This is a genomic window from Streptomyces sp. ISL-66, assembly GCF_018614135.1.
GTDB lineage: Bacteria > Actinomycetota > Actinomycetes > Streptomycetales > Streptomycetaceae > Streptomyces.
Map to the genome: position 1 here is coordinate 1 of NZ_JAGGOW010000192.1, position 11,083 is coordinate 11,083.

At 68.6% G+C, this 11,083-nt stretch carries 7 protein-coding genes and 1 riboswitch; of the genes, 4 read left to right on the forward strand and 3 right to left on the reverse strand.

Annotated features, from left to right (window positions below):
• A partial coding sequence (locus J7E97_RS31890; protein WP_215034528.1) for an AAA family ATPase occupies positions 1 to 649 on the reverse strand: 649 nt, incomplete at its 3' end.
• Positions 650 to 894: 245 nt separating this feature from the next.
• A riboswitch (glycine riboswitch) is annotated at positions 895 to 998 on the forward strand.
• A gap of 182 nt (positions 999 to 1,180) precedes the next feature.
• Here J7E97_RS31890 and gcvT point away from each other — a divergent pair.
• From gcvT to J7E97_RS31910, 4 genes are all read left to right on the forward strand, one after another.
• Positions 1,181 to 2,296, forward strand: a complete 1,116-nt coding sequence (gcvT, locus tag J7E97_RS31895; RefSeq protein WP_215034518.1) for a glycine cleavage system aminomethyltransferase GcvT — start codon at positions 1,181 to 1,183, stop codon at positions 2,294 to 2,296.
• A 193-nt stretch (positions 2,297 to 2,489) separates the two neighbouring features.
• A complete protein-coding gene (gene gcvH, locus J7E97_RS31900) occupies positions 2,490 to 2,870 on the forward strand; it encodes a glycine cleavage system protein GcvH (protein WP_215034520.1) in 381 nt (126 codons plus the stop codon).
• Positions 2,871 to 2,886: 16 nt separating this feature from the next.
• Complete coding sequence (glyA, locus tag J7E97_RS31905; protein WP_215034522.1) at positions 2,887 to 4,143, forward strand: serine hydroxymethyltransferase; 1,257 nt, start codon at positions 2,887 to 2,889, stop codon at positions 4,141 to 4,143.
• Between the two features lie 318 nt (positions 4,144 to 4,461).
• Positions 4,462 to 5,844: an L-serine ammonia-lyase gene (locus J7E97_RS31910; protein ID WP_215034524.1), complete on the forward strand. Its 1,383-nt coding sequence runs from the start codon at positions 4,462 to 4,464 to the stop codon at positions 5,842 to 5,844.
• A gap of 155 nt (positions 5,845 to 5,999) precedes the next feature.
• Here the strand turns inward: J7E97_RS31910 and J7E97_RS31915 are convergent, their stop codons facing one another.
• On the reverse strand, positions 6,000 to 6,287 hold the full coding sequence (locus J7E97_RS31915; protein ID WP_215034526.1) for a hypothetical protein: 288 nt from the start codon (positions 6,285 to 6,287) through the stop codon (positions 6,000 to 6,002).
• Positions 6,284 to 11,083: polymorphic toxin-type HINT domain-containing protein (locus J7E97_RS31920; protein WP_251055463.1), on the reverse strand; the 4,800-nt coding region annotated here is incomplete at its 5' end. The genes J7E97_RS31915 and J7E97_RS31920, both read right to left, overlap by 4 nt.

Genomic DNA, 11,083 nt, shown 5'->3' on the forward strand with positions numbered 1-11,083 from the left:
ACCGGAAGCCGATCTCCGTCAGGCGGGACGCCGCCGGGCGGTCCAGGAGGACCACCGACGCGCAGCCGGCGGGCGGACGGCCCGACTCCGCCTCGCGCAGCAGCCGGGCCACCGCGCCCCGGTGCCGGGCGAAGGCGTACGCCGACACCCCGCGCCCGCGCGCCGCCTGCCCGGCCCTGGCCTCCTCGGGCGTGGTGTCCAGGAGCACCAGGTGCAGCGCGCGGCCCCGGCGCCGGGCGGCCCCGGCGAGGACGGCCCGTACCCAGCTCTGCGTACCGCAGTCGTGGACCACGGCCGAGGCACCGGAGCGGAGCACCCGCCACAGTCCCCAGTAGTGGGCGATCCGGACCGCCGGCCGGTACACCGCGTACGGCACGGCTGCCGGCATCCGGCGCTCCCACCGCTCGCGCACGTCCTGGGAGTCGATGCCGCCGCCCTGCGCGGCCCGCTTGATCAGGGTGCTCTTGCCGCCGCCGGGCAGTCCGGACACGACCACGATGTCCCCGTCGGCGAAGCGGAGCCGCCCGGGGCCGGCGGCCGCGCGCAGGTCCCGTACGGTCGCCGCCGCCGGACCGGCCGCCGAAATCGCCGCCGCCCCCGCTGCCTCCTGGTCCCGCCCCGCGCCGCGCTGGGCGGGCACCCCGGCCACGGTGGCCGCGCCCGTCGCCGTACTCGCTGCCGTACTCGCCGCCGTACTCGCCGCCGCCAGTGCTCCGAATCTCCGCACAGTGATCGCCTCCCCCGCGTCGGGTCACCGGGACCCGTCCCCCTGAGTGTAAAGAGACGGTAATCCGGGACCACCGGTTCCGCTCCGCTTGCGGGCCCCCTCCCCCATTCGGCCGCACGCCGTGCAATGATGTGCGCCATCTGGACACCAACTGCATACCGGCCGCTTGAATCCACGCGGGAGAGTCCCGGCGCCCCGCAAGGCCGCGTCCGGGCGCCGAAGGAGCAAGTACCTCCCTTGAATCTCTCAGGCCCCGTACCGCGTGGATGAGGCAGATCTGAAAAGCGAGCCGCGCCACCGCCCGTGAGGGCGCCGGTGCTGCTCCACCCAAGGTGCAAGTCGATGGCCTTCCCCGGAAGCGGGGAACTCTCGGCGAACCTCTCAGGTTCCGATGACAGATGGGGAGGAACTCCTCCTCGTCATGTCATGCCCTGGGACCCGGGAGCCACACCCATGAGCACTGCCCCCCGCCTGACCGCCCTCGATGCGCTGCACCGTTCCCTCGGTGCGACCATGACCGATTTCGCGGGCTGGGACATGCCGCTGCGGTACGGCAGCGAGCGCGACGAGCACAACGCCGTCCGCACCAAGGCCGGTCTGTTCGACCTCTCCCACATGGGCGAGATCACCCTGACCGGCCCGGAGGCCGTCAAGGTCCTGGACTACGCGCTGGTCGGCAACATCTCCACCGTCGGCGTCGGCCGTGCCCGCTACACGCACATCTGCCAGGAGGACGGCGGGATCATCGACGACCTGATCGTCTACCGCCTGGGCGAGACCGAGTTCATGGTCGTCGCGAACGCCTCCAACGCACAGGTCGTCCTCGACGCGATCACCGAGCGCGCCGCCGGCTTCGACGCCGAGGTCCGCGACGACCGCGACGCGTACGCGCTCCTCGCGGTGCAGGGTCCGCAGTCCCCGGGCATCCTCGCCTCCCTCACGGACGCCGACCTGGACGGGCTGAAGTACTACGCCGGCCTGCCGGGCACGGTCGCCGGGGTCCCCGCGCTGATCGCGCGCACCGGTTACACCGGCGAGGACGGCTTCGAGCTGTTCGTCTCCCCCGAGCACGCCGTGGAGCTGTGGCAGGCGCTGACCAAGGCGGGCGAGGGCGTCGGCCTGGTCCCGGCCGGCCTGTCCTGCCGCGACACGCTGCGCCTGGAGGCGGGCATGCCGCTGTACGGGCACGAGCTCACCACCTCCCTCACCCCGTTCGACGCGGGTCTCGGCCGGGTCGTGAAGTTCGAGAAGGAGGGCGACTTCGTCGGGCGCGCCGCCCTGGAGGCCGCCGCCGAGCGCGCCGCCGCCAACCCGCCGCGCAAGCTGGTCGGCCTGATCGCCGAGGGCCGCCGCGTCCCGCGCGCCGGGTTCTCCGTGACCTTCGACGGCCGGGTCGTCGGCGAGGTCACTTCGGGCGCCCCGTCCCCGACGCTGGGCAAGCCGATCGCGATGGCCTATGTCGACGCGGCGCACGCCGCGCCCGGCACCTCCGGCGTCGGCGTGGACATTCGCGGTACGCATGAGGCGTACGAGGTCGTGGCTCTGCCGTTCTACAAGCGGCGGAAGTAACCCTGTACGGGACCTCCGCCCTTCGGGTCGCCCCGTAGGGGTTCCCGCACGGGTTCTCGTACGGGCTCCCGCAAGGGTTCCCGTACGCCCGCACGTCCCCGCGCCCGCGCTCCGTTCCGTTCCGTTCCCGGTCCGTCTCGGTCCGCGAGACCACCGTTCGTATCCACTCCCCCGCATCCAGGAGAATCAGGTCATGAGCAACCCCCAGCAGCTGCGTTACAGCAAGGAGCACGAGTGGCTGTCGGACGCCGAGGGCGGCGTCTCGACGGTCGGCATCACGGAGTTCGCGGCCAACGCGCTCGGTGACGTCGTCTACGCCCAGCTCCCCGAGGTCGGCGACACGGTGACGGCAGGCGAGACCTGTGGCGAGCTGGAGTCGACCAAGTCGGTCAGCGACCTGTACTCCCCCGTCACCGGCGAGGTCGTCGAGGCCAACCAGGACGTCGTGGACGACCCGTCCCTGGTGAACTCGGCCCCGTTCGAGGGCGGCTGGCTCTTCAAGGTGCGCGTCACGGAGGAGCCGGCCGACCTGCTCTCCGTGGACGAGTACGCCAAGCTCACCTCCGGCAACTGACCCCAGGGGATCGAAGATGTCTGCAATGAACACCCCTCTCCACGAGCTCGACCCGGACGTCGCCGCCGCCGTCGACGCCGAACTCGTGCGCCAGCAGTCGACCCTGGAAATGATCGCGTCGGAGAACTTCGCTCCGATCGCCGTCATGGAGGCCCAGGGCTCGGTCCTGACCAACAAGTACGCCGAGGGCTACCCCGGCCGCCGCTACTACGGCGGCTGCGAGCACGTCGACGTCGTCGAGCAGATCGCGATCGACCGCATCAAGGCGCTGTTCGGCGCCGAGGCCGCGAACGTGCAGCCCCACTCGGGCGCGCAGGCCAACGCCGCCGCGATGTTCGCGCTGCTGAAGCCGGGCGACACGATCATGGGCCTGAGCCTGGCCCACGGCGGTCACCTCACCCACGGCATGAAGATCAACTTCTCCGGCAAGCTCTACAACGTGGTGCCGTACCACGTCGACGAGACCGGCCAGGTCGACATGGCCGAGGTCGAGCGCCTGGCCAAGGAGTCCAAGCCGCAGCTGATCGTCGCGGGCTGGTCCGCCTACCCGCGCCAGCTGGACTTCGCCGCCTTCCGCCGCATCGCGGACGAGGTCGGCGCCTACCTGATGGTCGACATGGCGCACTTCGCGGGCCTGGTCGCCGCGGGTCTGCACCCGAACCCGGTGCCCCACGCCCACGTCGTGACCACCACCACGCACAAGACCCTCGGCGGTCCGCGCGGCGGCGTCATCCTGTCGACGCAGGAGCTGGCCAAGAAGATCAACTCCGCGGTCTTCCCGGGTCAGCAGGGCGGCCCGCTGGAGCACGTGATCGCGGCCAAGGCGGTCTCCTTCAAGATCGCCGCCTCGCCCGAGTTCAAGGAGCGCCAGGAGCGCACCCTGGAGGGCGCGAAGATCATCGCCGAGCGCCTGGTGCGGGACGACGTCACCGAGGTCGGCGTCTCCGTCCTCTCCGGCGGTACGGACGTCCACCTGGTCCTGGTCGACCTGCGCAACTCCGAGCTGGACGGCCAGCAGGCCGAGGACCGGCTCCACGAGATCGGCATCACGGTCAACCGGAACGCCATCCCGAACGACCCGCGCCCGCCGATGGTCACCTCGGGCCTGCGGATCGGTACGCCGGCCCTGGCCACCCGCGGTTTCGGCGCGGAGGACTTCACCGAGGTCGCGGAGATCATCGCGGCCGCGCTGAAGCCGGCCTTCGACGGCGACTCCCTGAAGGCTCGCGTCTCGGCGCTCGCCGCGAAGTTCCCGCTGTACCCGACGCTCTGACGTCACCGTGAGGGGCCCGGTGCCCGCCTGTTCGTCCACAGGTGTCGCCGGGCCCCTCTCATGACCGGACCAATGGCCCAGTCGAACGTGCCGATCGCCACTGATTCGTTCACATGCACGGCACATGGACATCGCCCTCGCGGGCCTCTGGGCGGTCTTCCGGGCGCGGACCCGATCCTGGACGCCGGCCCCTCCGGGGCAGCTGAGCCGAGCCGAGCCGTTCACCTCACCGCGTTAAGCTCGTCTGCCGGACAAAATCCGCAGATCATCCCTCCTGCCCCGCTTCCCACCCACGAGCAGACATAGGAGTCCGCAACCGTGGCCATCTCAGTCTTCGATCTCTTCTCGATCGGCATCGGTCCCTCTTCCTCCCACACCGTCGGGCCGATGCGTGCCGCCCGCATGTTCGTGACCCGGCTCAAGAAGGACGGCTACCTCGCCCAGACCGCGTCCGTCCGCGCGGAACTCTTCGGTTCGCTGGGCGCGACCGGCCACGGCCACGGGACCCCCAAGGCAGTAATGCTGGGCCTGGAGGGCCACTCCCCCCGCTCCGTGGACGTGGAGAGCGCCGACGACGAGGTCGAGCGCATCCGCAAGACGGGCCGGCTGCGGCTGCTGGGCACGGAGATAGGCGATGTCCACGAGATCGCCTTCGACGAGCCGAACCAGCTGATCCTGCACCGCCGACGCTCGCTCCCGTACCACGCGAACGGCATGACGCTCTTCGCGTACGACACCGCGGGCACCCCGCTGCTGGAGAAGACGTACTACTCGGTCGGCGGCGGCTTCGTCGTCGACGAGGACGCGGTCGGCGAGGACCGGATCAAGCTCGACGACACGGTGCTGAAGTACCCGTTCCGCAGCGGCGACGAGATGCTCAGGCTCGCGAACGAGACCGGCCTGTCGATCTCCTCGATGATGCTGGAGAACGAGAAGACCTGGCGCACGGAGGAGGAGATCCGCGAGGGCCTCCTGGAGATCTGGCGCGTCATGCAGGCCTGCGTCTCGCGCGGCATGTCCCGTGAGGGCATCCTCCCCGGCGGCCTGCGGGTCAAGCGCCGGGCCGCCTCCACGGCGCGCCAGCTGCGCACCGAGGGCGACCCGATGATGCACCGCAGCGAGTGGGCGACGATCTACGCGATGGCGGTCAACGAGGAGAACGCGGCCGGCGGCCGCGTCGTCACCGCCCCGACGAACGGCGCGGCGGGCGTCCTCCCGGCGGTCCTGCACTACTACATGAACTTCGTGCCGGGCGCGGACGAGGACGGCGTGGTCCGCTTCCTCCTCGCGGCGGGCGCGATCGGCATGCTGTTCAAGGAGAACGCCTCGATCTCCGGCGCCGAGGTCGGCTGCCAGGGCGAGGTCGGCTCGGCCTGCTCGATGGCGGCCGGTGCCCTCGCGGAGGTCCTGGGCGGCACCCCGGAGCAGGTCGAGAACGCGGCCGAGATCGGCATGGAGCACAACCTCGGCCTGACCTGCGACCCGGTCGGCGGCCTCGTCCAGATCCCGTGCATCGAGCGCAACGGCATGGCGGCGGTCAAGGCCGTCACGGCGGCCAAGATGGCCATGCGCGGCGACGGCACCCACAAGGTCTCCCTGGACAAGGTCATCAAGACCATGAAGGAGACCGGCGCCGACATGAAGGTCAAGTACAAGGAAACCGCCCGCGGCGGCCTGGCGGTCAACGTCATCGAATGCTGATGCCGCTTCCCGCGTGACGCGCTCCAACGCCGATGGGGCGTGACTCAAGGAGTCACGCCCCATCGGCGTTTTCCGGGTCCGTACGAAGTTGCAGGTGGGCGACCAGGACGGCCCGGGGCTCAGAGCCCCGGGCCGTCGGTCATTCAGATGGCGGATCAGTCAGTGTAGAAATACGCCTCCTCGGCGATCTCATCCACCGCGTCCGCACCCAGCTGCTGTTCCAGGGCCGTGCAGATGACATTCCGAAGGTTCGCCAAGCGACGCATCACCTTGCGATCCACCACGTAGTCGCAAAGGATCTCCGGGTCCTTACCTCCGGTGCCGATGCGGGAGAGGATCCTGTCCAGCGAGACGACGTACTCGTTGAGATCTCGTGTCGCTTGGATCGCGTCGGCCAGGGAGATTTCCACGACTCCCTTTCCCGCCTCAATCTCATCACTCATCGCACGATCTTCACATTCTCGATTGCAATATCCCCAATCACAGTCCACTCCCAGAAACCGAACTTCTTGTTGTACTCCTTGGTGACCCGATTCGCCGGTACGTCGAATTCCACCACCTTGTTTGCACGGCCACGACCGATGCCAAGCTTGGGCTCCGCGTCCTTCGGAGCCATCAGCTTCCCCTTCGCAGGAAGAAGGAAAACCTTGTTCTGATCGCGGGCCCGCATGATTTTCGACTCTACGATGCCCCGCGCGCCGGCACTGTTCGTGTAGTGCCGCATCCGGACCATCTCTACAGGCTTTTCAACCTTCCCACCGCTTCCCCCAGCGGCGGGGCAATTGTGCACGAGCAGCGACGCGGCGCCTGCGAGCACGTAGTAGGTGTGGAAGTCGTCGACGGTGAGGTTGTGGGTGGTGACGGCGTAGGGATAGGTGCGCGTCGCCTGGACCGTGAAGGTGGTGCCGTCGGGCTGGCGGAGCTGTTCGCCGGCGGTGAGTTCGCCGGCGTCGATCCACTGGCGGCGGGTTTCGCTCCAGTACGGGTGGTGAGCGGTCGAGGTGACCTTGACCGTCGTGCCCTGAGTGCCGGCGCTGTCGGCGAGGGTGAGGTCGGTGAAGTCCTTGTCGTCGGGGGTGGTGATGGTGGTGGTGACGGTCTTGGGCCGGGTTTCGCCGGTCTGCGGGTCGGTGGCCATGACCACGTCGCCGTCCTTGACGTCCTCGATGGACTTCGCGGACCCGTCGGCCATCAGGACCTGAACGCCGGTGGGGAAGCTGTTGCACTTGGTCGTGCTGGACGGGGCATCGCCCCCGCCACTCCTGGCTTCAGGCTCGGCCCTGCCGGTGTTCTTCGCGGCGTCGGACTCCTTCGCCACGAGTCTGGACTCGGTTCCCGCGCTGTCGCTCAGGGATTCGGCTGCGGCTTTGTCCGATGCCGATTTGGCTGCCTTCGCCTCGGCGTCGCGGGCTTCCTTCGCCGCCTTCTTGACCGAGCTGACGGCATCGGCCGCCTTTGAGGCTCCGCGTTCCGCCTCGTGGATGGCGTCGTAGGCCTTGTTGACTTCCTTGTAGATCTTGAAGGCCTTGATGCCGATCTTGACGGCCTTGAAGAGTTTGCCCCAGGGGACGAAGTTCAGGGCCGTGTTGATGCAGGCCATGACGTCGCCCTTGGTGAAGCAGTCCCGGGCGTCGTTGTATCCGATCAGGTCGCCGACCATGTCGACGACTTCGTCGATCAGCTTGTCGCGCCTCTTCTTGGTCTTGGTGACGTTGTTGTTCGCCTCGTCCAGCGCCTTCTGAGACTTCGTTTCCTCGTCGTCACCGCCCCAGAAATTGGACGAGTGGCTCTCCGTGTACTCGTACTTCTCGCAGTTGCTTTCGCATCTGATCGTTTGCGCCAGACCGCTGGGGTCGGATGCGTTGACCGGGTTGTTGTTGGAGTAGGCGTAGGCGTTCCACTGCTGTGGGTCGCTTACGTCGAGGACGGGGTCGGGGCTGATGAAGCGGCCGGTGGTGGGGTCGTATTCGCGGGCGCCGAGGAGGGTGAAGCCGGTGGCCTTCTCCTTGGTGCCACCGACGAATCCCTTGTCTCCGGCCCAGGCGCCGGGGGCGGGCTGGGTGCCGCGTTCGTTGCCGAACGGGTCGGACGCACGACGGACGTGGCTCAGGTCGGAGGACTTGAACTGGACTCCGCCGGTGCCGTGGTGGTCCGAGCTCTGGTAGGTGAGCGTGGACGTGCCGGTGCTGGTGGTGCGGGTGACGGACAGACCGCCGGGAGCGGCGTAGGTGCGGACGTTGGAGACCTTGCCGCTGGCGGTGTCCAGGGTGATCTGGTCGGCGCCGAGGTTGAGGGTGGTGCTGGTGGGGTCGCGGCGGATGAGCTGGTTGCCGCTGGTGTCGTAGAGGTAGCTGGTGCCGGCGCTCTCACCGGTTCCGACGATCTTGTCGAGCTTGCCCTGGCCGTTCCAGGTCAGGCTCTTGGTGCCGGCGGTGTTGGTGATGCCGGCGGTGTTGCCGGACTGGTCGTAGGTGTAGGAGGTGACCTTGGTGCCGGACGGGCCGGTTTCCGTGGAGGTCATCAGTGCGTGCGGGCCGCCCGTGCCGCCGCCCGTTGCCGGGTCGGAGGACGGGGTGTTGTTCTTCGGGCCGAACGTCTGAGTAGTGGTGATGTCCTTGGCCGCGTTGCCCGTGACGTCCTTCTTCACGAGCTTCTTGCGGTTGCCCATCGCGTCGTACTCGTACTGCTGCCAGTACGGGGCGCTGCCGCCCACGCTGGGCTTGCCGGTGCCGTCGACCGCCGGACCAGCTGCGTTGGTGCAACTGCCGATGCCGCGGACGCTCGGCGCGGGGGCGGTGGTCTGGGTGCCGGTGTCGGTCCAGGCCTGGGTCAGCCGGCCCAGGTAGTCGTGCGTGAAGCACTGCAGGTCACGACCCGCGCCGTCCTGTGTGTCAGCGATCGAGGTCAGCTGGCCGACCTTGTTGTACGTGTAGTCCAGTACATCGACGCTGGCCGTTGCGGCGGTCTGCTTGTCCAGGGTGGTGCGGACAGGACGGCCGCTTCCGGCGTCGTAGTCGACGGTCGAGACGACCTGCATGCCGGTGTCACCGACGGTGGTGCGGATCGGACGCCCGTAGGGGTCGTAGCGCATGTCCACGAGGTACGGCGTCCTGGTGAGACCGATCTTGCCGCTGAGCGAGGTCATGTTGCCCGCGACGTCGACGCCGAACGTCAGTGTCTCGACGCCCAGGCCGGCCTTGGGAATGCCGGGCAGGGCGGACGTCTTCAGCTGCCCGTAGGCGTCGTAGGTGTTGGTCGTCTGGTAGGTGCCGGCCAGCTCCTTCTCCGACGCCGGGATGGTGACCTTGGTGCCGAGGGGGCGGTAGCCGCCGTCGTAACCGGTGACCTCCGAGGCGTAGGCGCTGCCCGTCTTGCCGCCCACGTAGCGGGTGGTGGTGTCGGGCTTGCCGAGCTTCTTGGTGTCGTAGGTGAACGCGCCGACCTGCTTGGCCGGGTCTACGGCCGTTCCCTCGTACGTCGCGATGGTGCGACCGAGGAGGTCGGCGACCGTGGTGGCGCTCTTGAGGCGGGCGTCCGTGGTGGTGGTGAGGTTCTTGCTGTCGTCGTAGACGGTGGTGCTGATCCCGGCATCCGGGTCGGTGGTCTTCACCACACGGCCGAGGAGGTCATAGGTGAAGGTCCACTCGTTGCCGGCGGAGTCCTTCCGCGACAGCTCCTGGCCCTGGGTGTTGGACACGTACGTCGTCTCGTCGTACAGGCCGGTGGGCGTATTGGCCTTGTACTGGCGCAGGATCGAGGTGGTGCCGTTGCTGATCGTCGCCGTGGCGAACCCGCCGGTCGGGGGTATCTGACGCGTCTCGTCCGCGCCGGGGTATTCGGTCTTGGAGCGGGACTGCTCCACGCCGAAGGACTGGGTGATGGTGTCGGTCGCGCGGCCGAGGCCGTCGAAGACCTGGAGGGTCTGGGAGGGGATCTTGCTGTCGGGCTGGACGCCGCCGTTGGGCAGGAAGACTGCCGCGGAGGGCGCGCCCTGGTCGGTGTAGTAGGCGGCGCTGGTCTTGGTCTGCCAGCCGTGGGAGTCGAACAGTGCGTCCGTGATCATCCGGCCGGCGACGCCCGAGGGGGCGGTGGCCTGGGTCTGGCGGACGCGGCCGAGGCCGTCGTAGATGGAGTACGAGGACGTGTAGGTGTTGTCGTTCATGAGCGCTTGGCTCAGAACGGCGGACGGCGCGTTCGTGCCGTTCATCGTGTACGAGTACTTGCGGACCGGCAGGTCCGTCGTGGAATTCTGACCGGGCTGCCAGATCTTCACGACCCGCCCGAGCGCGTCATACGCACGCTCCGCGACGTGGCTGTTCTCGTCCGTGCTCTTCAGCGGCTGCGAGCGGCCGATGTCGAGGGTGGTCGTCGACTTCCAACCCAGCGGGTTGGTGTGCGTAACGGAGTTCGGCAGGACGCCCGTGGCCGGGGAGTACTCGGTCGTGGTGACCGCGCCACCCGGGTGAGCCGCGTCAGTGCGGACCTTGTTGGTGTTGCTGGTGACGCGGCCGTACGCGTCATACGTGGAGGTTGAGTTCAGCCGGTAGACCGGCTTACCCGTCCCGTCGTACTTCTCCAGAACCTCGGTGCCGGTGCCGTCGGCGGTGGCTCCGACCTTGCCGTAGGCGAGGTTGTCGAACAGGGAGCGGGTGTCACCGACGGTGTTCGCCGCCGTCGGGGTCTGACCGCACACGCCGGACAGGACCAGAGTGCGGGAGGCGAGCTCGGTGACCGCACCGTTAGGTCCGGTCGGGTACTCGAAGGTGGTGCACAGACGCTGGTCCGTACGCGAGATGTCGCTGTTGTCGTCGACCTGGAGCGGGCGTGTGACCAGCGTCGTGTCATACGTCGAGGAGCGTTCGCCGGTGCGCCAGCTGCCGTTGGCGAGCTTCGCACGGGTGGTGACCTTCGCGGTGTTCAGTGCGCGGGCCGTGATCGGCGGCATTCCCGCGGACTGTGCGCGTGTTGCGGTGACCGGGCCGATCCAGGGAGTGGTGACCTCGTCCGAGACCACCGACCCGCCATCACGGTCGTAGGTCTGGGTTTGGCGGACGAACCCGGAGAGGACTTCCTCGTCCGTGATGGTTCCGCCCTGGGTGTCACTCACGTTGATGCTGCGCTTGGTGCCGTTGGCGAGGACGTCGCCGTCCATGCCGCGCAGGTAGGTGGTGACGTTCTTGGTGCGGGGGGCTTCCGTGGCGTTGCCGTTACCGGTGTGAGTGGTGACGGTGGCGTAGCC

Excerpts from the sequence above, each read along its gene's own strand:
- gcvT (WP_215034518.1), top strand. The coding sequence starts at position 1,181 with ATGAGCACTGCCCCCCGCCTGACCGCCCTCGATGCGCTGCACCGTTCC.
- gcvH (WP_215034520.1), top strand. The coding sequence starts at position 2,490 with ATGAGCAACCCCCAGCAGCTGCGTTACAGCAAGGAGCACGAGTGGCTG.
- glyA (WP_215034522.1), top strand. The coding sequence starts at position 2,887 with ATGTCTGCAATGAACACCCCTCTCCACGAGCTCGACCCGGACGTCGCC.
- J7E97_RS31915 (WP_215034526.1), bottom strand. The coding sequence starts at position 6,287 with ATGAGTGATGAGATTGAGGCGGGAAAGGGAGTCGTGGAAATCTCCCTG.